Genomic DNA, 23,463 nt, shown 5'->3' with positions numbered 1-23,463 from the left:
GGTCGAGCGCCGCACGCGCCGCGCGGCGCGCGGGCAGGTCGATATCGCCTTGCAGGCCGAAATGGAACAGCAGCGTGTCGCCGAGCCGCTCGCCGACCTGCGCGCCATAGCCGACGGCGATGTCCGCACACTTCGTCAGCCATTGCGCCTCGTAGCGGTCGAGCAGGGCGCCATGATCGGTTCCCGCATGGCGTTGCCGGCCGTCTCCGGCGATCGTCACGCAACAGCACAGCGTGGTGACCTGCCGGTATTCGCCAGCCGTTGCGATCGCGTCACTGCGCTGGGCAAACGGGTGCGGCTGCGAGCGCATACGCCGGCTCGCACGGCCGGCATCGAACGGGCCGACCAGCGCGGCGAAATTGAGCGCGCGGAACTGCTCGGCGAGTTCGTCGGCCGACGCGGCGCGCTGCGCCGGATTCTTGTTCAGCGCGCGCCGCAGCACCGAGCCGAGCGGATGCGACGCGATCGACGGCGGAAGCGCGACATCCACCTGGCTGAGCTGCTGATAAAGAATGTCGGCCACGCTCGCGCCCTGCATGACGACTTCGCCCGTCAGGCATTCGATCACGACCAGACCCCATGCATACAGGTCGCTTCCGGGCGTCGGCGGTTCGTTGCGCAATTGCTCGGGCGAGCAGTACGACGGCGAGCCGAGCGCCTCGGCCGCGAGCGTCGCGGCCTGAGGCGCGATATCTGCCGTGCCGGGCAACAGCGCGCCGATCCCGAAATCGAGGAGCTTCGCGTGCGGCCCGTCGCCGGCCATCGCGATCACGATGTTTTGCGGCTTCAGATCCCGGTGCACGATGCCGCGGCGATGCGTGGCCGCGAGCGCATCGAGCACCTCCGCCATCAGCCGTCCCGTGTCGACGGCCGACAGCGGCCCCTCGACCGCAAGCCGGTCGCGCAGGGTCCGGCCCTGCACACGTTCGAATACGGCGAACAGCCGCCCGTCGGGCGCTTCTCCCTTGTCCAGCAGCGCCACGATGTTCGGGTGCCGCAGCGCCTCGCACAGGCCCGTCTCGCGCCGGAAGCGCATGCGCTGCCGCGCGCGCTCCGCCGCGGTCCGCGCGACATCGTCCCGCATCAGCTTGATCGCGACGTCCTCCCCCGTCTCGCCGCAGGTCGCACGAAACACCACGCCGCTGCCGCCTTCGCCGAGCAACGCACCGAGCCGGTAATGCCGCTTGCCGGCCAGCACCGCGAAAGGCGCGGCGGGCAGCTGCGATTCACGCGCTTGCGGCACGACACGTGCGCGTGCCGCGGTCGGCAACCGGGGCTGTCTTTCCGCGTTCACGAGCAGTGGACGACCGGATCCGGCGCCGGACGATGCATGCCCATGCGCGGCTCGACGCCCGGCACCGACTGGCATTCGAGGCGCTCGCCGCGCATGACGCGAAACGGGAAATCGCCGAAACGGACACTGCCGCGCCGCCGCTCGACCAGCTGGCTCGCGTCGAGCCCCGGCAGCGCCGCGAACTGGCTCCGGGCGCGATGAATCTGCACGTTGAGATGGGACGTATCGATACCGAGCATGCGCGCCAGCCGGTCGAGTTCGATCCAGCCTTGCGTGGCGGCGTCGTAGCCGGCCTGCATGTCGGCCGAGCGTGCGCGGGCGAGTGTGACGAGGCAGTAGTGATGCGCGCGCTCGCCGAGGTCGACCACGCCGCCGCGAACATGCAGCAGCGCGCGTGCGTGCTCCTCGTCCCGGCTGACGAAGAATTCGAGCAAGCGGGCCGACGCGGCCGGATCGGCAGGCGCGCGCAACGTCATCGTCGAGCCGTGGCGCACGAGCGCCACGCGCCACGTGACGTCGCCCGTCGACACTTCATCGCCGTCACGGAGCGCGCGCGGCGGCAACGTGTCGTCGCACAGCCATTCGCCGGCCGGCGACCAAACGATCGTGACCGGCTGCGCGGCGTAGGCAGCCAGGATCTGGCGGGGCGTGAGCACGATCGGATGCGTCGCACCCCGCACCGGCCACAGCGTATCGGCCGGATCGTCGAGCGCATCGACGCGCCAGGGCGCGACACCCGCCCTGCCGAACCGGATGACGTCGCCTCGCTGCAGCACCGCGTGCTCGCCATCGCGCAACGGCACGCCCGATACCGACGTGCCGTTGCTGCTGTGATCGTGGAGCTCCCACTGCCCGCCAACCCAGCGGATATGGGCATGGACACGGGACACCGACGCGTCGCGGATGACCGTATCGCAGCGCGCGGTATCGCGGCCGAACACGTGATACGCGCGGAGCAGGCACGCTTCCCCGGAAGAATCGTTCTTGAGTATCGCCATGGCTGCCCCGTATCGGATTCGCCCGGATCGCTCGAGTGACGCATCGACGCCCGGGAAAGCGATTGATTCAATGATCGCGAACGATATCGACCGTTCGCCGCCTCGTTACCTGTTTCTTCGTCAGCTTCCTTCCGAATCGTTGCTCATCCGGCGTGTGTTATTTCGAATGATTGAATGATTGGCTTTTTTGTTGTTTTAAAGTCGAGCAACTTGATGAAAATCCTGCCAAATAAAATCATGCGTCGCAATCGAAATGCTCAACTCTCGCCTTGATATTGCAATGCTTTACATTTTCGACGAAATTTCGGTTCAAATATAAAGGGTCGAAAATCTTCATAACCTCGCAAGCCAATACAGGCCTGCCTCGAACGGAAACACCACATTGAATGACGAGGCTGACTTAAATACCTTTGCCAGCGCGGAAATTTTGTTTGATTAAAAGAAAATTAATTAAATAGTTTCGATGATTTGAATAATTCAATTCTGTATTTTGATGCATGAGTTCGGACACTGCGTCGACATCTCGTGAGCTTTGCCGCCGTAGACTGCCGCAAGCACTGGACATGGATCGATCGCACCACAGGACATTCCGGCGGTCCTATGGCGCGAGGCATTCGCGGACATGCACTATCGGCCATTCGCGCATGAACGATGCGAACGCTGCGTCGGCCTTGGCGATCACTGGCTCCCACCACAGGGCTGCGAAATTGCAGATGAAACATCCCGGGGAGGCGGCCATCTCCAGACTCTCGCGTCTGTTGACAGTTTTGTAATCAGTCACAATAATGAGAATTATTATCGTTTTGGGCGTGATGCTCGCTCATCTCGCAGCAATGTGACTGGCTCGCACCGCGACTCCTCCCACTCTCCGCTGATCGCTGCGTTCATCAAGCACTACGAGGAACTCGTCAATCACGTCCGGCATCGCTTCGGCGATCGCGCATTCGCGTGCGACGTCGTCCAGGATGTCGGCGTTCAGCTCCTTCAGCGGCCGCCGGGCGAACCCGTTCACACCCCGCTAGCCTTTCTGCGTCATCTGTCGATACATCGGGCCATCGATCGATGGAGAGGAGACGAATTGCACGCGAGCCGCATGGAGCCGGCTGGGGTCATCGTTCCCGACTCGCGGTCGGACGATATCGACGGCGAGCAGGCATTGAGCTACCGGCAGACCGTGCAGGAGCTCGAGCGGGCCATCAACGCGCTGCCCGCGCGCTGTCGCGAGGTGTTTATCCTCCATAAGCTGCACGATCTGTCACAGGAAGAAGTGGCGGCTCAGTTGCGAATATCACGTAACATGGTCGCCAAACACATGGCCCGCGCGATGACGGACCTCGCCCCGATCCTGCAGAACACCCTGCACACCAAGACGGCAAATGCCGATGCTGCCTGAGCCTCCCCGTAGTCGCGATTCGACGCCTCCTCAAGACGACTCGCTCGATCCATTCAAGGATGCGTTGCGCGCGCGTTATCCGCTTGACGCGGTCGTGCGTCGTGCGGCGCGGCGGCGAACCGCCCGGCGTGTCGTCGGCGGATCGATGCTGAGTGTCGCGGCTATGCTGATGATCTGGCAGGCCGATCCCGCGTACCGGGTCGACACCCTCGCGACAGCAGTGGGCGAGCACCGCGCGTGGCCGCTCGCCGACGGTAGCCGGCTCGAGCTGAATACCGGATCGTCGGCACGCGTCGAGTGGCATGTGCGCTCGCGACGCATGCTGATCGAACATGGCGAGGCATCGATCGAGATCGCGCACTCGCCGTTCCGGCCGTTCGTCACTCGCGCAGGCGACGTGACGATCCACGATATCGGGACGAGCTTCACCGTGCGCCGCGATGCGCAGGACGTGGGGGTCGGCGTCGTGTCCGGGGCCGTGGAAGTCGCCGTGGCACAGCGCCCGACGGTGATGCTCCATCCCGAACAATCCGTCCTCGTGAAAGGCGATCGAATCGGCGTGCTCCAGCCGTTCGATCCGGCCGCCACGTTGAGCTGGCGCGAAGGCCGGCTCGTCTTCGACGGGACACCGTTGAGCGTGGCGATCGCGGAAATTCGCCGCTACCGGCGCGCACCGGTCAAGCTCGACCCGCGCGCCGCCAACCTGCGCTTGTCCGGGCAATTCAATACCGACAACGTCGACACGCTGCTGGACATGCTGCCCGGCGTGCTGCCGCTCAACGTGAAGCGGGATGCGGACGGCACGGTGACCGTCGCGCACCGCTGAACCTCCGCTCGAAATAAATTTCCACCCGGACGTCAACAAACCCGTCGGCTCGTCCGGCAACCCTCGTGAGCATCATCGATTCATAACGATTCAAACGAGGAGCGGTGGTATGGGGGTTACTGGGCACCAAGCCGGTGTGGGGCGTGTCGTGTGTGTCGCGGTTGCGGGCTGTCTGTCGGCCGCCGCGTGGGGGCAAGGCGGTGACGTGTCGTCATTCGACATTCCCGCGCAGCGTCTGGACCGCGCGCTGAATGCGTTCGCGCGCCAATCCGGCGCGCAACTGCTGTTCTCGACGTCCAGCGCCGAGCAGCGGGCAAGCCAGGCCGTCAAGGGCCGGCTGACCGCGGCAGCGGCACTGGAGCAACTGTTGTCGGGTTCGGGGTTGCATGCCCGTGCGACGGGAAGGAACACGTTCACGGTAGAGAGCGGCGCACCCGCCGCACCGCCGAAGACCGATACCGGTGCAGGTGTGGGTACCGGTGTCGGTGCGAGTGAGAATGTGGGGGGCGGTACGAACGTGAGCGCGAGTCGTGCCGCGGAGCCGGTGGAACTCGCGGCAATCGAGGTATCGGGCGATCGGACCCACAGCGATCTCGTTCGACCGACCCGGCAGATCACCGTGATCGGTCGCGACACGTTGCGCGACCTCGAAGCCGGATCGAACAATCTGGCGACGGTGCTGAGCAAGGCCGTGCCGGGGATGGCCGATTCGAGCCACACGATGACCGACTACGGCCAGACGCTGCGCGGCCGGAACATTCTCGTGCTGGTCGACGGCGTGCCGCTGAATACGAATCGCGATTCGGCGCGCAACCTGGCGAACGTCGACCCGAACAACATCGAGAAAGTCGAAGTGCTGCGCGGCAGCAGCGCTGTTTACGGGGCGGGCGCAACGGGCGGCATCGTGTCGATCACGACGCGTCAGCCGGGTGGCGCGCCGCGCGCCGAGACGACGTTCTCGATGACCTCGCCGCTATCGCATCTGGGCACGGGCGGCCTCGGCGGCACCGTGCAGCAGTTCTTCGCGGGCAGCCACGGCCCGGTCGAGTACGAATTCAACGTCGATGCGCAGCACATCGGCAGCGCGTATGACGCGCGTGGCCATCGCATCGCGCCAGAACCCAGCCAGGGCGACCTGTTCGACTCGAACGTCTACAACGTCGAAGGCAAGCTTGGATTCCGGATCGATGCGAATCAGCGCATCGTGTTTTCGGCGAGCCACTACGACGCGAAGCAGGACACCCACTACGGGAGCGATCCGTCGGTCGCGAAACTGCCGCCGGGCACGACCGTCGCGCGTCCGAAAGACGGGCTCCAGCTCGACGACCAGAACCGCATCCGCAACACGCAGCTCAACCTGCAGTACAGCAACAAGGACGTACTCGGCAGCGAGGTGGCGGCCCAGCTCTACTACCGGAACTACTTCACGCGCTTCGCGCCGTTCGACGCGCGCGCGGTGGCGACACGCGGCAACAACGTCGATCAGGTCATGCAGGACTCGAAGGTGTTCGGTAGCCGCCTGACGATCACGACACCGCTCGATCGCGCCGGCCGCACGAAGATCCAGTGGGGCGCCGACTTCAACCAGGAACGCAGCGACATGCCGGACGATATTTTCTCGCCGGCCGCGTACGACGCCAGCGGTGGCCTCGTCTACCGCAAGACCGGCACGCTGACGTACCTGCCAACACTGACGACGACCAGTGTCGGCGGTTTCGCGCAACTGCAGCACAAGTTCAGCGACAAATGGTCGGCGGAAGCCGGTGTGCGCTACGAGCACGCGAGCGCGAGCTTCGACAGTTTCGTGCCGCTTTCACAGCTGCGTCTTGCGAAGAAGTACACGGTGCCGGGCGGATCGACCGGCTACGGCGCATGGTTGTTCAATGCGGGTGTTGCCTATGCGCCGGTACCGAGCCAGGAAATCTACGCGTCGTTCAGCCAGGGGTTCCAGTTGCCGGACGTCGGGCTGCAATTGCGTAACGCGACCGCCGGCTTCGACATCCATTCGTCGAGCCTCGAGCCCGTGAAGACCAACAACTACGAGATCGGCTGGCGCGGCAGCCTGGGTAATCACGCGGACGGTACGCTCGCGCTCTTCTACACGACGTCGGAACTCGGCGACGTACAGAGCTTCAACAACGGCCTGATCCTCACGCGCACGGCCGAGCGCATCGCCGGCATCGAAGCGACCGTCGACTACGCATCCGACGACGACAAGTGGGGCGCGGGCGGCACGATCACCTACATGCAGGGTCGCGAGCGGCCGCAGAACAGCGCGAATTTTCAGGACATGACCGGCTATCGGATTCCGCCGCTCAAGCTGACCGGCTATCTCGAATACAGGCCAAACCCGCGCTGGAGCAATCGGCTGCAGGCGACGTTTTACGCAGCGCGCGATTACCGGCTCAACGACAAGATCGGTTTCGGCCGCATGGACGTGAGCAGCTATACGACCGTGGACCTGATCTCGCGCTACCAGATCACGAAGAAGGATCGCGTGACGGTCGGTGTCGAGAACCTGCTGAACCGCTACTACCTGCCGCTCTACAGCCAGCTCATGCGCAACAGCAACAACACGAGCCGCTTGCCTGCGGCGGGTGCCGTGCTGACGGCCAGCTATACGCATCGGTGGTAAATGCGTCCCGTCCGGTTCCGTGCGGCATCCCGCCCCGATCCGCATGGGCCGGGCGTGGGGCGCCGCTCGGAAAATGGAGGCGGACCATCGACACAGTGAGGATGTGCCAGGAAAATGAAAATCGAAATCATTCGCACTCCACGATGATTTCACCGATTGCGCGCTGACCTTGAGCGAGTCGACCGGCTTTTCCATCGGGCCCGTCTGTTTCACCTGGAACGCGTTTGCGATTCCGCTGACCGCCGACTATTGTTGGTTCTGGGTGTGATGTGGACGAACGTGCCGAACAGGAGAACTGCGATGAAAGGCGACAAGAAGGTCATCGAATACCTGAACGCTCAACTGAAGAACGAGCTGACGGCGATCAACCAGTATTTCCTGCACGCCCGTATGTATCGTCACTGGCAACTCGACAAGCTGGGCAAGCACGAGTATGAAGAATCGATCGGCGAGATGAAGCATGCGGATGCACTCATCGAACGCATCTTCATGCTCGACGGGCTGCCGAATCTTCAGGATCTGCACAAGCTCCTCATCGGCGAGCACACCGAGGAGATCCTTGAATGCGACCTGAAGCTCGAACGCATCGCCCAGGCCACCTGCAAGGAAGGGATTGCGTACTGCGAATCGGTGCAGGACTACGTGTCGCGCGAAATCCTCGAGAACATTCTCGACGATACCGAGGAGCACATCGACTGGCTGGAAACGCAACTTGAACTGATCCAGAAGGTCGGGATCCAGAACTATCTGCAGTCCGGCATGACATCGCTCGATTCGTGACCGGTGGACTGCCTGTAGCGAACGCCGCTGAGCATCCGGGGGCAGAAAAGTATCACGTGGCAACTCATGGATGAGCCGTCCGGCCGCGGGTCGGGTGCGCGCCAGGTTGAACCCGAAATTCGTTACCGCCGGGCAATCGTCGCGACGGGGCCCCGGCGTTTTGTGCATTGTCGTTGATGTCGGACAAATCGGTGGTCGGGCGGCAATCAATTGATCGACCGACACTCGACCGATGCGCTGGAAGATACAACCATCGTGAGCGAAGCGACAATCTCCCGGTCCGGACCCTGACTGGATCCAGCTACTTCCGCATGCATCCACCGACCGGTGTGGTGATCCCTGATATTGGTTCAAGGCGCTGACGGGCGAAGGTCTCTTCGTGCCATGGATACGGGGAATCCAGACGCTGCAGCCGCCTTGCCGCGAATCAATACTCGGCTTAAGGGACACTTAAGCGTAGGCAAGACATGATGTGGCAGGACATATTGAAACAAGAACATGAAAGCCATCTACACGGAACTGGCTCGGGTGGGGATACGACCGACAGCCAGTCGATTCAGCGTATTGAAGTTGTTTCGCGATAATCCTGCCGCTCACTTTTCTGTCGAGCAGATTTACCGGATGCTCTCCGGCGGTCCGGAACCCTTCAGTCTCGCAAGTACCTACCGAGCCTTGGCTACATTCGCCGAACGCGGCCTTGTCACCAGTGCATCGCTTGGCGATGCGGGCGTCGTGTATGAACTGAATCGCGGCAGGCATCACCATCATCTTGTCTGCCGGCGCTGCACGGCAATTTGCGACATTTACGAAGATGCGCTGACCAGCCAGCTCGAGCACATTGCTTCTCACAATCACTACAGATACGAAGAAGCGTCTCTTGTGATCACCGGAACATGTTCGGAGTGTCAGGCGAAGGGGAAGTGACCCACGCTGCGGGAAACGGAGAGCCGAATCCCCAAAATGTCTGACGAATCAAGGCGTTTGACTCGCCAGCCTTGATAAGACCCCCAATTGCGAAATATTGCGTAAACCGATTGAATTGGTTTATAAACGGGAATGATTCGCATTTTCTTTCTCGTCTCCCGTTTATAAAGTCGAAGGGGTTGTTCCATGTCCGCCGCCCAACTCGCCGTGCACCAGGACGTGCAGGCTCTCTATCGCGACCACCATGGCTGGTTGCAGGGGTGGCTGCGCAGGCGGTTGGGTAATGCCTTCGATGCGGCGGACCTCGCACAGGACGCTTTTCTTCGCCTGATCCTCAAGCCGGTGCCGAAGGGCTTCGACAGCGATGCAGAGGCACGGGCCTACTTGCGCGCGATGGCGCAGGGCATGTGTATCGACCTGTTCCGTCGCCGTCAGGTCGAACAGGCGTGGCTCGACACGCTCGCTGCCCAGCCGGAACCTTATGAGCCCTCGCCTGAATATCGCGCGATCGTCATCGAGACACTGATGGAAATCGGCGCGCTTATCAGCCGGCTGTCGGACAAGGCAAGGGATGCATTCGTCATGGCGCAGATTCATGGCCTGTCCACTCGCGAGATCGCGAGCGAATTGGGCGTCTCCGACCGAATGGTGCAGAAGTATCTCGCCCAGGCGATGCTGCAGCTCGCGTTGCTCGACGCCGGCATCAAGCACTAACCGATGGCTGTCTCGTCGTCCTCATCCGCCGCCGAATCCGGCGTCCAGGCGGATTTCGAAAGTCTCGAACAGGCGGCCAACTGGTATGCGCTCCTGCATGCCGATGGCGGAAGCGGCGAGCATCGCCACGCGTGGACGCAGTGGCTGGCCGAGCGGCCGGAACATCGGCGCGCGTGGGCGCATGTCGAAGCGGTCAGCCGCCGATTCGAGCCGCTCAGGGGCGAGAGTCAAGGCGAGCGCAACGCTGCCGCGGCTGCGGTACATGTTTCCGCGGCGCGTTCGGCGAGCCGGCGTCACGTGCTGGGTGGTCTCGCCGCGCTGGCCGGAACCGGTCTCGCCGGCTGGTTCGCCTGGCGCTTTACGCCGCTGGCGGATCGAATCGTCGCGTGGCGGTCGGACTACCGCACCGGGATCGGCGAGCGGCGTGACGTGCAACTCGCCGACGGCACGCGTGTCTGGTTGAACTCCGACAGTGCGTTCGATGTTCACTACGACGACACCAGGCGAGTCCTGACGCTGACGATGGGCGAAATCCTTATCGATACCGCCAAGGACAGTCAGGGACGTCCGTTCTTCGTCGACACCCCGAACGGCCGGATGCAGGCACTCGGTACCCGGTTCACCGTACGGCAGTCCGGCACGCACACACTGCTGGCCGTATTCAACGGCCGTGTCGAGATTCGCAACCTGGCCGGACATGTCGAAATCGTGCAGGCCGGTCAGCAGCGACAGTTCACGGCGGATGCGATCTACGCGCCGGAACGGGCCGACCCCGCGCGCGAAGCGTGGTCGCGCGGCGTGCTCCTGGCCGACGACGTCACGCTCGGCACGCTGATTGCAGAGCTGGATCGCTATCAGCACGGGCACATCGGTGTCGATCCGTCGGTCGCAGGCATTCGCGTGGTCGGCCGGTTCCCCGCCGACAACCCCGATCAGACGCTCGCGATGCTCGAACGCGACTTGCCGATCCGGGTGCGTCGCACGTTGCCGTGGTGGGTCACGATCGAAGCCCGGTGACCGGCGCGATGCCGGTTCTGGCCAGGGTTGCGGGGGCGATCTCACGTCGCTGCAAAATAATTTCCGATTTCAGTTCGCATTTCCGGGCGTCATCCGATTAACAGATGAAAGAGGACCATTCGGAGATCAATCAGTGCTCTGAATGCCGACCCGGCGCCATGAGGCGGGGCATCCGCCCCGGCTTGCCGACATCCGTTTCCGTCCGGAAGCAGGTGTCGTCGCAATGGCGACAGTCGCAGCCAGCATGGCGCCGCCCGAACGACCGGGCGCAGCCGCTATCAAGCCAAGGTATCCGGCTCTGTTAGACGCGCGATGGACCTCCCCTTGCTCACTTCATTCTCAAGGAATGCCGTCCATGCGTCGCCCGTCGTTCTCGTCGAATCCCGATTTTTCGCTGCCCGCGCGCAGCTGCGCGCAGATGCCCCGTGCGCCGCGCACCGCGCATCGCCCTACCGCGCACGCCGTTCGGTGCGCCGTGCTCGGCCTCGCACTCGCGGGGAGTGGCGCGTGGCAAGCGGCATCCGCCCAATCGGCCGCCGGTGCGGCGGCGCAAGCCGCGCCCCGGCGCTATGACATACCGGCAGGCCCGCTGTCGGCGTCGCTGAACCGTCTTGCCGATCAGGCAAACGTGATGCTCAGCGTGCCGGGCGACATGACGGCCGGGAAAACCAGCGCGGGCGTCCACGGCACCTACTCGGTGCAGGGCGCGTTCCAGGCGTTGCTGAACGGAACCGGCCTGGAGCCGGTGCAGCAATCCGACGGCAGTTTCTCGCTGCGCCCCGCGGCGGCCGCCGCAGGCGCCGAAGCGGGCGTGCTGCCCACCGTGAACGTGCTCGGCAAGCGGGTCGGCGACGCCATTCCCGAGGCTTACGCAGGCGGCCAGGTCGCGCAAGGCGCGAAGGTCGGGATGCTCGGCAATCGCGACTACATGGACACACCATTCAGCATTTCGAGTTACACGGAAAAGCTGATCCGTGACCAGCAGGCGACCAGCGTCGCGGACTTGCTGACCACCACGGATCCGTCGGTCCGCGCGGCGATCGACAGCACCAATCGCTACGACGCGATCACGATTCGCGGGCTGCGCGTCGAGAACGGCGAGATCGCGCTCAACGGCCTCTACGGGCTCGTGCCCGCCTATCGTGTGGGTGCCGATCCGGTCGAACGGGTCGAGATCCTGAAGGGCCCCGGCGCATTGCTGAACGGGATGATGCCGCAGGGCAGCGTCGGCGGCAGCGTGAACGTCGTGACGAAGCGCGCCGACGACACGCCGCTCAACCGGCTGACCGCCGAATATGCATCGAGCTCGGTGTTCGGCGGCCATGCCGACATCGGCAGGCGCTTCGGCCAGAACGGCGAGTTCGGCGTACGCGTCAACGCGGCTCATCGCGAAGGCGACACGCCGATCGACGAGCAGTCGCGGCGCAACACGTCGCTGTCGGTCGGGCTCGACTACCGCGGCAGCCGCCTGCGCGTATCCGGCGACGTGATCTACCAGGAAGACTTCATGCGCGCGCCGGTGCGCGGCTATACGCCGATCGCCGGCATCGCGGTGCCCTCGGCGCCCGATTCGCGAACCAATCTCGCGCAGACGTTTTCCTATTCGAATTCCCATAGCCTGACGGCGCTGGGGCGCGCCGAATACGACCTGTCGTCGAACGTGACGCTGTTCGGCGCGGTGGGCATGAACCGCTTTGGCTACGACAAGCTGGAAGATCCGGGCGCGACGATCATCAATGCGCTGGGCGACGCGAAGTCCACTTCGAGATACCAGTCGGGCGCATCGCATGCGCTGTCGGCGGAGGCGGGCGCACGGACGCGCTTCAAGACGGGCCCCATCGATCACCAGCTTGTCGTCAGCGGCGACTACCTGCAGCAGACGACGTGGTTCGGCCAGACCGCGTACGGCAGCTACACGACGAACATCTATATGCCGACCCGCCTCGCCGGGCCGGGTGCGGCAGTGTCCGTGTCGCCGGAAGCGAAGGACAGCGCACAGATCCTGCGCAGCATCGGCGTGGCCGATACGTTGTCGGCCGCCGGCGGGCTCGTGCAGCTCACGGTCGGCGTGCGTCGCCAGCAAGTGAGCAGCCGCAACTTCGATACGTCCGGCGCGGAAACGTCGCATTACGACCAGGGCGCGACCACGCCATCCGTTGCGCTTGTCGTTCGCCCGCTCGACCAGTTGTCGTTCTACGCGAACTACATCGAAGCGCTGACGCCCGGTTCAGCGCCGCCGCCCGACGCGGCGAACCCGAACCAGGTGTTCGCGCCGTTCAAGTCGAAGCAGTACGAAGTCGGCACCAAGCTGGATCTCGGCAAGTTCGGCGCGACGCTCGGGCTGTTCCAGATCGACGTGCCGAGCGGGATCGTCGATCCGGTCAGCAAGCTGTTCAGCCTCAACGGGTTGCAGCGCAATCGCGGTCTCGAGCTGTCCGGCTTCGGCGAAGTCACGCGCGGCGTGCGGCTGCTGGGCGGCGTCACGTGGCTCGACGCGCGGCTGCGCCGCACGCAGGGCGGCACCTACGACGGCAATCACGCGATCGGCGCGCCGTCACTGCAGGCCACGCTTGGCGCGGAATGGGATACGCCGTTCGTACCAGGCGTCACGCTGACGAGCCGCATGATCTACACGGGCAAGGCGTACGTGAGCCAGGACAACACGCAGCATGTGCCGAGCTGGACGCGTTTCGATCTCGGCGGCCGCTACACGACGAAAGTCGCCGGCCGCGACGTGACGCTGCGCGCGAACGTGACGAACCTGTTCAACCGCGACTACTGGCAGGCGAACCCGACCGGGTACCTGTTCACGGGCGCGCCGCGTACGTTCTGGCTGTCGGTGTCGACCGACCTGTGACGGACCCCGGCAGGCCGGGGCGCAGACACGCGGCCCCGCCTGCCGATGGCTTGCCCATCCGATTCTCACCGTCATCGCATGAAACCTCACGGACAGTTCTGGCTCGACGCCCGGCACATCGGCGCGCTCGCCGCGCCGCTCATCCTCACCCAGCTCGCGCAGGTCGCGCTGACGACAACCGACATCGTGATGATGGGGATGCTCGGCCCGCGGGAAATCGCGGCCGGCGGGCTCGCGCTGACCTTGTTCAACCAGTTGCGCACGATGGGCACGGGCCTCGTCACAGGCACCGGCAACCTGGTCGCGTTCGCGAACGGGCAACGCGACACGGCGCGGATCATGCGTCTCGTGCGGGCGAGCTTCGCGCTGTCGACGCTCGCCGCGCTCGCGTTCGTACTGCTGATGCTGGCCGTCGAACGGCCGCTCGTTTGGCTCGGCCAGGATCCGGGCATCGCGCGGCAGACCGCGCTTTACCTCGCGGCGGCAGCGCCCGGCATGCTGCCGTGCCTGTGGTTCCAGTCGCTGCGCCAGTACACCGTCGGGTTGCGCAAACCGGGGCCGCTGCTCGCGATCACGGTGGTATCGATCGCCGTCAACGCGGTGCTCGACTATGCGCTGATGTTCGGCCGCTTCGGGTTCCCCGAACTCGGCCTGACCGGCGTCGCGAGCGCGACGAGCGCGGTGTACCTGCTGTCGTTCTTCGCGTTCCTGACGATCGCGAAGCGTCGGGCGGCACTGCGTGAGCACCTGTCGCTGGCCTTCTGGCGCGCCGATGCCGATGCATTCAGGCAGACGCTGAAGATGGGTGCGCCGATTGCCGCGACCTACGGCTCGGAAGCCGCGTTCTTCACCGTGCTCACCCTCGTGATCGGTACGCTCGGCACCGACGCGCTCGCGGCGCAGACGGTCGTCAACCAGGTGATCTACATCGTGTTCATGATTTCGGTCGGGCTGTCGCATGCGTCGTCGATCAGCATCAGCCATGCATGCGCGCAGCACGACTATCGCGGCGCAAGGCGACTTGGCTATACGGGGCTGGGGCTGGGCGTTGGCGCGATGCTGATCGTCGCGCTGTCGTATCTCGTCGCGCCGACGCATGTGCTCGCGCCGTTCCTCGCACGCAGCTCGGCGGCAAATGCCGACGTGCTGCGGCTCGCGACGGGGCTGCTGACGATCGCGGCGCTGCTGCAGATCTTCGATTGCAGCCAGAACATCGGCGTCGGCATCCTGCGCGGGCTCGGCGATGTGAAGAGCGCGTTCCGCATCTCGATCGTCGGATACTGGATGATCGGGCTGCCGGTCGCCTGGGCCGCCGGCGTGATGCTCGGCTATGGCATCTACGGCATCTGGGCCGGACTCGCCATCGGGTTGGCCGCGACCGCGACGATGCTGCTGCGCAAGTTCGAGTACCGGTTGGGGGCGCTGGCGAAGCAGGCCGGCGCGGCACGATCGTGAACGGACGGCCCGTAACGGCTAGGCGCCCGCGTTCTCCGTTGCCGGGGATGGCACGCGGGGGACGCGCACGGGTCGGTGCGGTTTCGCTCGTGCTGATCGGCGGCCTCGCTGCGATCACGCTCGCGAGTCTGTGCGCCGGCAACCTCGTGCTGAGTCCTGCGGCTGCGCTCGATGCGCTGGCCGGCGGTGATACACCCGCCGCGCAGATCGTTCACACGCTCCGGCTGCCGCGCCTGATTGCGGCGCTCATGGTCGGTGCGAGCCTCGCGGTCGCCGGCGCGCTGATGCAGGGCATCACACGCAATCCGCTCGCCGACCCGACGCTGACGGGCGTCGTCAGCGGCGCGGCGCTCGCGGTCGTGGCCGCGACCGTGCTGGCGCCGTCCTGGGGCGCGGGCATGTTGCCGTTCGTGGCGCTGGCCGGCGGCAGCATCGCGGCGACGCTCACGTTCGCGCTGGCGTGGCGCGCGCGACTGTCGCCGCTGCGTCTGTCGCTGGCCGGAACGACGATCGCCGCGCTCGGCAGCGCGGGCGTCATTTCGCTGATGATCGTGGCGGGGCCGCAGGCAGGGCCGTTGTTCTACTGGCTGGCCGGCGGTTTCGCCGGTGTTGGCTGGCAGCAGGTCGCGATGGTCGCGCCGTGGACCGTCGCGGGGCTCGCCGCCGCACTGGCCTGCGCGCGCGTGCTCGACACGCTCGCGCTCGGCGACGAAGCAGCGCAGGGCGTCGGACTCGACCTGCTGCGCTGGCGTTTGATTCTCGCTGGCATCGCGGTTGCGTTGTCGGCGTCGGTCGTTTCGATGGCGGGGCCGGTCGGTTTCGTCGGGCTGTGCGTGCCGCATCTTGCGCGTGTCGCGCTCGGGGGCGGCTATCGCCGAACGTTGGGCGTGACGGCAATGGCGGGCGCATTGCTCGTGTCGGCAGCCGATCTCGTCGCCCGCACTGTCGCCGCGCCGCGCGAACTGCCGGTCGGCTTCCTGACCGCGCTGGTCGCCACGCCGTTGCTGATCGCGATGATTCGCCGCGACGAAGGGGGATCGACGTGAAGGGCATGTCGATCTGGTTGGTTGGCACGTCGTACGCGCGACGCGCAGCGTGGGCCGTGATCCTGATGCTCACGGTTGTCCTGTCGGTGCGTTTCGGCGCGGCCGATTTCCCGTTGACGGCGGCCATTCAGGCACTGATCCATCGCGACGGCGCACGCGACGTTGCCTTCGTGATGTGGGATCTGCGCCTGCCGCGTGTGCTGCTTGCGCTGATGATCGGCGCGCAATTGGCAGCGAGCGGGCTCGTGCTGCAGGCGGCGCTGCGCAATCCGCTCGCGGAACCCGGCGTGATCGGCGTGTCGTCCGGCGCGACGCTTGGCGTGATGCTCTTGCTGCTCGTCGTGAACTTTGCCGGATCGCTCGACGGCAGCCGGCTCGACGCGTACGACATCACGTGGATGCCGCTGGTCGCGCAGGCAGGCGGCATCGGCGCGGCGCTGGGCGTCTACGTGCTGGCGTGGCGCAATGGCACGGCGCCGTTCCGGCTGATCCTGATGGGCGTCGCCGTCAGCGCCGCGATGTATGCGGTCGCGATGACGATACTTGCCGGCTGGGGCTCGAGCCGGATCGAGGTGCTGCTGACGTGGCTCGCGGGCAACCTGTACGCGCGCGGCTGGACGCACGTGCTGCTGCTCGCGCCGTGGACCGTGGCGACGATCGCGCTCCTCCCGGTCATCCTGCCGGCGGTGCAGGTGCTGTCGCTTGGCGATGACGCGGCGACGAGCGTTGGGCTGAGCGTCGAGCGTTGGCGTCTCGTGGCGATCGTCTATGCCGGTTTCGCGGCTGCCTGCGCGGTAGCGATCGCCGGCCCTGTCGCGTTCGTCGGCCTGATCGCACCGCATCTCGCGCGGCTCGCCGTGGGCGGCCCGCTCGGGCGGCAAGCACCATTCGCACTCCTCTTCGGTGCGCTGATCACCGCGCTTGCGGATCTGACCGGTCGCGTCGTCGTCGCACCGGCCGAAATTCCCGTTGGGGCGGTCACCGCGATGTTCGGCGCGCCGCTCTTCCTCTATCTGCTGTCCCGGTCTTCACGATGACACTTGTTGCTCGCGATCTCTCGCTCGGATATGGCCCGCGCCGCATCGTCGACGCCCTGTCGTTGTCGATCGAGCCTGGCCTGATCACCGTCCTGCTCGGTCCGAATGGCTCGGGCAAGAGCACGCTGCTGCGCGCGCTAGCCGGTTTGCTTCCGCCGCGCGGCGGCGATGCATCGCTCGACGATGTTCCGCTGCGGCAATGGCCGCGCCGCAAGCTTGCGCGGCGCATCGCGTTCCTGGCACAGACGCAGGACATTCCGTCCGGCCTCACGGTGCAGGAACTCGTCCGCCACGGACGGTTCGCGCACAGGAACTGGCTGCGCGGCGAAACGGACGACGATCGCGAAGCAGTCGAATGGGCGCTCGAGATGACCGGGCTGGTTGCGATGCGCGACCGCGCGCTCGTCGCGCTGTCGGGTGGCGAACGCCAACGTGTGTGGATTGCGATGGCGCTCGCGCAGCGCGCGGACATCCTGCTGCTCGACGAACCGACGACCTATCTCGACCTCGGGCATCAGCTCGACGTGATGCAGACGCTGCGGCGGCTCAACGAGGAGTTCGGGCTGACGCTCGTGATGTCGCTCCATGACCTGAACCAGGCGATGCGCTTCGCGGATCGGGCAATCGTGATGCGCGACGGCCGGCTCGTGGCCAACGGCGCACCGATCGACGTGCTTACAACGACGTTCGTTGCGGACGTATTCCATGTGCGCAGCGAGCGGCTGCATGGTGCGAGCGACGGTGTGCCGGTCTGCCATCCGCTCGGCTATGCGGCACCCGTCGAAGGCGAGGACGATGCCGGGCCGGCCGTTTGCGACGCCGTGCCATCGATTGGGGCCGCCAGAGATGATTGACCGCAAGCGTCGTGCGCTGTCGTTCGCATTGCCGGCTTCGCTGGCAGCGGTGCTCGTGCAACCCGTTTGCGCGGCGTCATCAGCCTCGCCGTACAGCGTCGTGGATGATCGCGGCGTGACGCTGCGCTTCGATACCGCACCGAGCCGGCTTGCGGCGATTTCGTACTTCGGTGCCGATACCGCACTGGCGCTCGGTGTGCAGCCGATCGCGTCGACGTTTCTGGTGCGCAGCCGGCGGCCTGCCTATCTGCTGGACAGGATGGACCGCGTGATTGACCTCGGGCAGCGCGCGAGCCCGAACCTGGAATTGCTGGCGAGCGCGCATGCCGACCTCATCGTCGCGATCCGCCGCTACACCGAAGCGAACGCGGTACGGCTCCGGCAGATCGCGCCGTATCTTGCGCTCGACCTGGAGACTGGCGACGACAGCGACCGTAGCATTGCGCTCGTCGGGGCCGCACTTGGCCGTGCCGACGCGGCCGCCGCGCTCAACCGGCGTTTTGCCGACGTGCTGGCGGGATTCCGCGCACGCGCAGGAATGCACCGCGCGCCGCGCTACCTGTTCGTCTGGGGGGCGGGCGTCGCGCCGTGGGCGTTCTACGACGAGAACATGACCTGCTCGTTGCTGAATGCACTGGGTGGCGTCAACGTCGCCGGGCGCAATCCGCTGCCGTCGCAGCGCGACAATACGGCGTTCCAGATGAGCCTCGAGACACTGTTGCTTGCGAAGCCGGACACGATTTTCGTTTACAACGATGGTGGTCGGCGCAGCTTCGACACGAACCCCGTGTGGCAGCATCTCGCGTCGACGCATCGCGTGAAGATTGTGAGCGTAGGCGATCACTGGATCGAATCGTTCGGGCCAATCGCCCGGCATGCGGTGCTTGCCGAGGCGGCTGCGTTCCTGCATCCCGATGTTTTTGCACTGCCGGACTTGCGCGAGATCGCGTCGTTGTATTTGCAGCGCGCCGGTTGATGTGCCGTTCGGGTCGAAATCTCACACCGGTTGCAGAGGATAAAAAACGTCCAGCGTCGGAAACGCCGCCGATTCGCGCAAGCAGTCTGACAGATAGATGGCTACACCGAGATCCCCGGTCCACAACGAATAGCGTCGCCGTCCATACCGCACCGCATGTGCTTCCGACTGGCCGATGCTGTGCATCGCGAACGCCCGGGCGCGGTCGAGCCAGATCGGGTTTCGGGTGCGCTGGTATAGCACGAGGAACGTGTAGCCGTTGCCGGCCGTGCCGTGACAGAGAGACGGACCTTTGGCCAGCGGCCCCGCATCCCAAACCGCTTTTCCCGCGCCGATCAGCAGATCATCGAGCGCCGTGCCGGGGAAGCGCGACAGGCACGTGACGAAGCCCGGCGCGCCGTGACAGAACTGCATCAGCAGGTCGTCGCCCGACGAAACGGCCGAGTCAAGCTGGATCCGCCAGTTGACTCTGCCGTGTTCGTGAGTCGTCGTTTGCCGCACCGTGTTCGCGATCGCTTCTTGCCAGCGCGACCAGTCTGCTCCATCGAGCAGATGCCGGCCGCGGATCAGCGGTGATGCTGTCGCCACGAATGTTATACGCATCGCCGCAGTCCACGGTTTTGCGTCGTTGTTAGCCAAGTGCCGCTGTGCCGCTGACGCACGGACATGTATCCGCCGAGGTCCAGCATTCGCCCCCAAAATTGCTATCGATACTTGAAGATAAATAGCCGAGCTTAAGTATTGCAAAACAGTCCACCTTTTCTGCAAACCTAAAAAGCTGCCGCCCTATCCCCGCCCCACCATCCAACCCCAATAAATCCCCTTGACGACCTATCTTTCGATATATATCTTTAGATATGTTTTACGAGATATAGGATTCGATCATGCGACACAACCCATCCCGCGGCCATGCCCGATGCGACGGCCATGGCGCACATGCCCGCCCGGAGTGGTTCACCGGTCTCTGGTACGCGATCGGCCGCCACCGCCGCGGCCAGGATCCGTTCGGTGGCGGCCCGTTCGGCGGTCGCGGCGGACGGGGCGGCTTTGGCGATTCCGGTGACGAAGGTATGCCGCGCGGCCGCCAGTTCAGCTCCGACGATCTCCAGCTGATGTTGCTTGCGCTCGTCGCCGAACAACCGAGCCACGGCTACGAGCTGATCAAGGCGCTCGACACGCGTTCGAACGGCTTCTACAGCCCGAGCCCCGGCATGGTGTATCCAGCGCTTACGTATCTCGAAGAAGTCGGCTTCGTCGCGTCGCAGGCGGAAGGCAACCGCAAGCGCTATGCGCTGACCGACGCCGGCCGCGCCCATCTCGACGCCCAGCGCGAACGCGTCGATACGCTGTTCGCGCGCCTCACGCACCTCGCGCGCAAGATGGAGTTCATGCGCCGCGCGTTTGCCGGGGAATCGGCGGGCAGCGAAACGCAGGACGAAACACAAGCCGGCTGGCTGCCGGAGTTCGTCGAGGCGCGCCTCGCACTCAAGCGCGCGCTGCTGCACAAGAGCGCCGCCGACGCCGACGAACAGCGACGCATCGCGGCCATCATGCGCCGCGCGACAGCCGAAATCGAAGGCGGCACCGGCGCGTAAGCCGTGCTGCCCCGTCAAAACCTCAGGAGAACGGATTGATGCAGAACACATCCGACCGCACCGTGACCCGCGTGCGCCACACCCTCAAGTTCCGCTTGCTGCAGGTCCTGCGCGTGCACACCGTGACGCCGCACCTGCTGCGCGTCACGCTCGGCGGCCCCGATCTCGCGGATTTCGAATCCGCGTCGTTCGACGATCACGTGAAGGTATTTTTCCCTCCGCCCGGCGCTGAACGGCCCGCGATGCCGACGCTCGGCGAGAACGGTCCCGAATTTCCGGAAGGCGAACCGAAGCCGGTCGCGCGCGACTTCACGCCGCGCCGCTTCGACCGCGCCGCCGGCGAACTCGATCTGGAATTCGTGCTGAACCACCCGGGCCCCGCGTCGCAGTGGGCCGCACAGGCACGCGTCGGCCAATGGCTCGGCATCGGCGGCCCGCGCGGTTCGTTCGTCGTCCCGACCGGTTTCGACTGGCACCTGCTGATCGGCGACGATACGGCACTGCCGGCGGTCGCGCGGCGTCTCGCGGAATTGCCGGCCGGTGCGCGCGTGGCCGTCGTGCTGGAAGTCGCGGATCGCACCGCGCAGATCGCGTTCGACACGCGTGCCGACGTGCATGAAATCTGGCGCTTCCGCGCCGAAGCCAACGCGGCCGACGGCGACGTACTGCTGAATGCCGTGCGCGACATGCCGCTGCCGCCGTCCGGCGACGGCTACGTGTGGGCGGCCGGCGAAGCGCTGTCGATGCGCGCGGTACGCCAGCACCTGACCGGCGAGCGCGGCGTCGACAAGTCGCGCATCCGCGCGGCGGCCTACTGGAAGCGCGGCGCGGCGGCCGTGCACGAAACACTGGAAGACTGACGGGTGCGGGTACCCGGTAAAGGGGTACCCGGTTGAAGTTGACCGGCCGATGACACAATCGTGGCGTCGGCGCACCAGCGGGCTTGGCACCGCTATCGCGGCTGGTATATATCTGTGTGTGCGACGCCGCTGTCGGGCGACAGCCGCCGCAGCCCGCCCAGGAGCGCCCGGTCATGACAAGAGAAAGCCACGCTTCGCCGTTCCTTCGCAACCTGAAGATCGCCGGCTATTGCGGCCTTGCCGCGGTGGTACTCGCACTGTTCGTCGCGATGTGCGCGATCCTGAAGGAAAGCGCACTCGACCGCGACGCCGCGCAACACCCGGCCGATACGCCGGAACTGCACGATGCGGGCGGCGGCCCGTCCGCATCGGCCGAATCGGCCAAGACACCTGGCTGACGGCGTCCTGCCCGATCTCCTGCCGCTTACGGCGCGTGCCGGCGGCCCATCACGACTGCATGCACCGAATCGCCGAGCCGTTCGAGCAGCGCGGTCGCGCGTTGCCCGTACAGGTGCGCGGCCAGCGCGCCGGCCGTGCCGACCAGCACACCGCCCGCCATGTCGAACGGCCAGTGCACCCCCGCGTAGATACGTCCCCATGCAATCGCCACGGCCATCGCCGCCATCACGAACCCGGTGAGCCGGGTCGTGCCGCCGAGCATCAGCCCGGCTGCCATGCTCCACGCGAACGTCATGTGATCGCTCGGAAACGAGCTGTCCGGCGCGTGCGGGATCAGTTGCGTGCCGACGCCGGCCATGAACGGGCGCGGCGAAAACCAGAAATGTCCGATGACCTGCGCGAGCGCGAGCGCCACGCACACGCCGACGCCGGCTTCGATCGCCTGGCGCCGTGTCGGGCGCGCACCGAAGATCCAGGTCAGCAGCAGCATCACGGGCAACGCATAGACGAGCCAGTCGGCGGCGAAGATGGCGAGGCGGGCAACGCCAGGCTGCGGCGCAACCCCGGCGTTGATGGCGGTAAAGAGGGTGAGATTGAGGGTCTGCATGAATCCGGTTGCGTGGGGCGTAAAAAGGCGGCCGGTTGCCCGGCCTGATACGAACGATGCTAGGGCGCACCCGCTTAAGCGATGCTTAATGCGGCGGCCGCGCGCGACGAAGCCCGCCGCGGCGAACGCACTTAGAGCCTGCACCGCAACACAAGTTCACACAATTGTCATATTCCCGCGCGACCGTCTCCCGTAAAGGCTCACCCACCATCCCGTAAAGACTCACCTTTTTCACATCGTGGCGTCATCGACGTGTGCAAACATCGGGACGCCGGGTGCCGACCATGCCGTTTGCGTCATTCATCTCAATATTTACGCTGCGAATTATTCGAAATCGGCAACAATTAATTCCATATGCGGCATCGCACAACGGCAACGCACAGGCATAGGATTACGAGCTTACGAGCACTCATCCACGAAGCGATCAACAACAAGGAGTCCGCATGAAACCCAGCGATGTCCGATCGAAAGCGTTTGCGATGCCGTTGACCAGCCCTGCCTTCCCGATGGGCCCGTACCGTTTCGTCGATCGTGAGTTCCTGATCATCACGTATCGTACCGATCCGGACCGTCTCCGCGAAATCGTCCCCGAGCCGCTGCAGATCACCGAGCCGCTCGTGCATTACGAATTCATTCGCATGGCCGATTCGACCGGCTTCGGCGATTACACCGAAAGCGGTCAGGTGATTCCCGTCGAATACAACGGCCAGCCGGGCGGCTACACGCTCGCGATGTATCTCGACGACCACCCGCCGATCGCCGGCGGCCGCGAACTGTGGGGCTTCCCGAAGAAGCTCGCGTCGCCCACGCTGCACGTGAACACCGACCACCTCCTCGGCACGCTCGACTACGGCAAGGTGCGCGTCGCCACCGGCACGATGGGCTACAAGCACAAGGAACTCGACATCGACGAGCAGACCAAGCGTCTCGCCGGCCCGAACTTCCTGCTGAAGATCATCCCGCACGTCGACGGTACCGCGCGCGTCTGCGAACTGGTGCGCTACTACCTGCAGGACATCAAGATGAAGGGCGCGTGGACGGGCCCCGCATCGCTCGAGCTGGCGCCGCACGCACTCGCGCCGGTGGCCGACCTGCCGGTGCTCGAGATCGTCGAAGCCCGCCACATCGTCGCGGATTTGACACTCGGCCTCGGCGAAGTCGTCTACGATTACCTGGCTCAGTAACACGTCCGCAGT

General features: G+C 65.3%; 21 protein-coding genes. 17 read left to right on the top strand and 4 right to left on the bottom strand.

Going from position 1 to position 23,463, the window contains the following annotated elements:
• Both G3O06_RS09250 and G3O06_RS09245 read right to left on the bottom strand, forming a co-directional pair.
• Positions 1–1,243 (bottom strand): protein kinase (locus G3O06_RS09250; RefSeq protein WP_346779501.1); only part of this gene is annotated, 1,243 nt, incomplete at its 3' end.
• A gap of 47 nt (positions 1,244–1,290) precedes the next feature.
• Positions 1,291–2,292, bottom strand: a complete 1,002-nt coding sequence (locus tag G3O06_RS09245) for an FHA domain-containing protein (RefSeq protein WP_205815802.1) — start codon at positions 2,290–2,292, stop codon at positions 1,291–1,293.
• A 622-nt stretch (positions 2,293–2,914) separates the two neighbouring features.
• On the opposite strand from G3O06_RS09245, the gene G3O06_RS09240 reads away from it, so the two are divergent.
• From G3O06_RS09240 to G3O06_RS09180, 13 genes are all read left to right on the top strand, one after another.
• Positions 2,915–3,685 (top strand): RNA polymerase sigma factor, encoded by a 771-nt coding sequence (locus tag G3O06_RS09240; RefSeq protein WP_205815801.1) that lies wholly within the window; start codon positions 2,915–2,917, stop codon positions 3,683–3,685.
• Positions 3,669–4,511 (top strand): FecR domain-containing protein, encoded by an 843-nt coding sequence (locus G3O06_RS09235; RefSeq protein ID WP_205815800.1) that lies wholly within the window; start codon positions 3,669–3,671, stop codon positions 4,509–4,511. Before G3O06_RS09240 ends, G3O06_RS09235 begins: the two co-directional genes overlap by 17 nt.
• A 109-nt stretch (positions 4,512–4,620) precedes the next feature.
• The gene (locus G3O06_RS09230) at positions 4,621–7,146 is read left to right on the top strand and encodes a TonB-dependent receptor (protein WP_205815799.1); all 2,526 of its coding nucleotides are present in this window, start codon (positions 4,621–4,623) and stop codon (positions 7,144–7,146) included.
• Positions 7,147–7,446: 300 nt separating this feature from the next.
• Positions 7,447–7,926, top strand: a complete 480-nt coding sequence (gene bfr / locus G3O06_RS09225) for a bacterioferritin (protein WP_174984081.1) — start codon at positions 7,447–7,449, stop codon at positions 7,924–7,926.
• 498 nt (positions 7,927–8,424) lie between these two features.
• Positions 8,425–8,850, top strand: coding sequence for a Fur family transcriptional regulator (locus tag G3O06_RS09220; protein WP_205815798.1), 426 nt, complete (start codon positions 8,425–8,427; stop codon positions 8,848–8,850).
• Between the two features lie 186 nt (positions 8,851–9,036).
• Positions 9,037–9,564, top strand: a complete 528-nt coding sequence (locus tag G3O06_RS09215) for a sigma-70 family RNA polymerase sigma factor (RefSeq protein WP_205815797.1) — start codon at positions 9,037–9,039, stop codon at positions 9,562–9,564.
• Positions 9,565–9,567: 3 nt separating this feature from the next.
• Complete coding sequence (locus G3O06_RS09210; protein ID WP_205815796.1) at positions 9,568–10,581, top strand: FecR domain-containing protein; 1,014 nt, start codon at positions 9,568–9,570, stop codon at positions 10,579–10,581.
• 355 nt (positions 10,582–10,936) lie between these two features.
• The gene (locus tag G3O06_RS09205; RefSeq protein WP_241019673.1) at positions 10,937–13,438 is read left to right on the top strand and encodes a TonB-dependent receptor; all 2,502 of its coding nucleotides are present in this window, start codon (positions 10,937–10,939) and stop codon (positions 13,436–13,438) included.
• A 78-nt stretch (positions 13,439–13,516) separates the two neighbouring features.
• The gene (locus tag G3O06_RS09200) at positions 13,517–14,893 is read left to right on the top strand and encodes an MATE family efflux transporter (RefSeq protein ID WP_205815795.1); all 1,377 of its coding nucleotides are present in this window, start codon (positions 13,517–13,519) and stop codon (positions 14,891–14,893) included.
• A 47-nt stretch (positions 14,894–14,940) separates the two neighbouring features.
• A complete protein-coding gene (locus G3O06_RS09195) occupies positions 14,941–15,939 on the top strand; it encodes an iron ABC transporter permease (RefSeq protein WP_205815794.1) in 999 nt (332 codons plus the stop codon).
• A gap of 5 nt (positions 15,940–15,944) precedes the next feature.
• Positions 15,945–16,976, top strand: a complete 1,032-nt coding sequence (locus G3O06_RS09190; protein WP_205815793.1) for an iron ABC transporter permease — start codon at positions 15,945–15,947, stop codon at positions 16,974–16,976.
• Entirely contained in the window at positions 16,973–17,830 is an 858-nt protein-coding gene (locus tag G3O06_RS09185) for an ABC transporter ATP-binding protein (RefSeq protein ID WP_205815792.1), read from the top strand. Before G3O06_RS09190 ends, G3O06_RS09185 begins: the two co-directional genes overlap by 4 nt.
• Positions 17,823–18,806, top strand: a complete 984-nt coding sequence (locus G3O06_RS09180; RefSeq protein ID WP_205815791.1) for an ABC transporter substrate-binding protein — start codon at positions 17,823–17,825, stop codon at positions 18,804–18,806. Before G3O06_RS09185 ends, G3O06_RS09180 begins: the two co-directional genes overlap by 8 nt.
• A gap of 21 nt (positions 18,807–18,827) precedes the next feature.
• Here the strand turns inward: G3O06_RS09180 and G3O06_RS09175 are convergent, their stop codons facing one another.
• Positions 18,828–19,445, bottom strand: coding sequence for a LanC-like protein (locus G3O06_RS09175; protein WP_205815790.1), 618 nt, complete (start codon positions 19,443–19,445; stop codon positions 18,828–18,830).
• Between the two features lie 245 nt (positions 19,446–19,690).
• Here G3O06_RS09175 and G3O06_RS09170 point away from each other — a divergent pair, with 245 nt between their 5' ends.
• The 3 genes from G3O06_RS09170 (at position 19,691) to G3O06_RS09160 (ending at position 21,659) form a co-directional block, all read left to right on the top strand.
• Positions 19,691–20,401, top strand: coding sequence for a PadR family transcriptional regulator (locus tag G3O06_RS09170; RefSeq protein WP_174997774.1), 711 nt, complete (start codon positions 19,691–19,693; stop codon positions 20,399–20,401).
• A gap of 38 nt (positions 20,402–20,439) precedes the next feature.
• A complete protein-coding gene (locus G3O06_RS09165) occupies positions 20,440–21,261 on the top strand; it encodes a siderophore-interacting protein (RefSeq protein WP_174974740.1) in 822 nt (273 codons plus the stop codon).
• A gap of 173 nt (positions 21,262–21,434) precedes the next feature.
• Entirely contained in the window at positions 21,435–21,659 is a 225-nt protein-coding gene (locus G3O06_RS09160) for a hypothetical protein (RefSeq protein ID WP_205815789.1), read from the top strand.
• A 26-nt stretch (positions 21,660–21,685) separates the two neighbouring features.
• Here G3O06_RS09160 and G3O06_RS09155 read toward each other — a convergent pair whose 3' ends face one another.
• Positions 21,686–22,267: an undecaprenyl-diphosphatase gene (locus G3O06_RS09155; protein WP_174917967.1), complete on the bottom strand. Its 582-nt coding sequence runs from the start codon at positions 22,265–22,267 to the stop codon at positions 21,686–21,688.
• A 443-nt stretch (positions 22,268–22,710) separates the two neighbouring features.
• On the opposite strand from G3O06_RS09155, the gene G3O06_RS09150 reads away from it, so the two are divergent.
• Complete coding sequence (locus G3O06_RS09150; RefSeq protein WP_205815788.1) at positions 22,711–23,451, top strand: acetoacetate decarboxylase; 741 nt, start codon at positions 22,711–22,713, stop codon at positions 23,449–23,451.
• Positions 23,452–23,463: the final 12 nt, after the last annotated feature.

It is taken from the genome of Burkholderia sp. Ac-20345 (assembly GCF_017104825.1).
Taxonomy (GTDB): Bacteria; Pseudomonadota; Gammaproteobacteria; order Burkholderiales; family Burkholderiaceae; genus Burkholderia; species Burkholderia lata_B.
This window is presented reverse-complemented; position numbering and strand designations above follow the sequence as displayed.

Coding starts and splice junctions, on each gene's coding strand:
- G3O06_RS09245 (WP_205815802.1), bottom strand. CDS start 2,292: ATGGCGATACTCAAGAACGATTCTTCCGGGGAAGCGTGCCTGCTCCGC.
- G3O06_RS09240 (WP_205815801.1), top strand. CDS start 2,915: ATGCACTATCGGCCATTCGCGCATGAACGATGCGAACGCTGCGTCGGC.
- G3O06_RS09235 (WP_205815800.1), top strand. CDS start 3,669: ATGCCGATGCTGCCTGAGCCTCCCCGTAGTCGCGATTCGACGCCTCCT.
- G3O06_RS09230 (WP_205815799.1), top strand. CDS start 4,621: ATGGGGGTTACTGGGCACCAAGCCGGTGTGGGGCGTGTCGTGTGTGTC.
- bfr (WP_174984081.1), top strand. CDS start 7,447: ATGAAAGGCGACAAGAAGGTCATCGAATACCTGAACGCTCAACTGAAG.
- G3O06_RS09220 (WP_205815798.1), top strand. CDS start 8,425: ATGAAAGCCATCTACACGGAACTGGCTCGGGTGGGGATACGACCGACA.
- G3O06_RS09215 (WP_205815797.1), top strand. CDS start 9,037: ATGTCCGCCGCCCAACTCGCCGTGCACCAGGACGTGCAGGCTCTCTAT.
- G3O06_RS09210 (WP_205815796.1), top strand. CDS start 9,568: ATGGCTGTCTCGTCGTCCTCATCCGCCGCCGAATCCGGCGTCCAGGCG.
- G3O06_RS09205 (WP_241019673.1), top strand. CDS start 10,937: ATGCGTCGCCCGTCGTTCTCGTCGAATCCCGATTTTTCGCTGCCCGCG.
- G3O06_RS09200 (WP_205815795.1), top strand. CDS start 13,517: ATGAAACCTCACGGACAGTTCTGGCTCGACGCCCGGCACATCGGCGCG.
- G3O06_RS09195 (WP_205815794.1), top strand. CDS start 14,941: ATGGCACGCGGGGGACGCGCACGGGTCGGTGCGGTTTCGCTCGTGCTG.
- G3O06_RS09190 (WP_205815793.1), top strand. CDS start 15,945: ATGTCGATCTGGTTGGTTGGCACGTCGTACGCGCGACGCGCAGCGTGG.
- G3O06_RS09185 (WP_205815792.1), top strand. CDS start 16,973: ATGACACTTGTTGCTCGCGATCTCTCGCTCGGATATGGCCCGCGCCGC.
- G3O06_RS09180 (WP_205815791.1), top strand. CDS start 17,823: ATGATTGACCGCAAGCGTCGTGCGCTGTCGTTCGCATTGCCGGCTTCG.
- G3O06_RS09170 (WP_174997774.1), top strand. CDS start 19,691: ATGCGACACAACCCATCCCGCGGCCATGCCCGATGCGACGGCCATGGC.
- G3O06_RS09165 (WP_174974740.1), top strand. CDS start 20,440: ATGCAGAACACATCCGACCGCACCGTGACCCGCGTGCGCCACACCCTC.
- G3O06_RS09160 (WP_205815789.1), top strand. CDS start 21,435: ATGACAAGAGAAAGCCACGCTTCGCCGTTCCTTCGCAACCTGAAGATC.
- G3O06_RS09155 (WP_174917967.1), bottom strand. CDS start 22,267: ATGCAGACCCTCAATCTCACCCTCTTTACCGCCATCAACGCCGGGGTT.
- G3O06_RS09150 (WP_205815788.1), top strand. CDS start 22,711: ATGAAACCCAGCGATGTCCGATCGAAAGCGTTTGCGATGCCGTTGACC.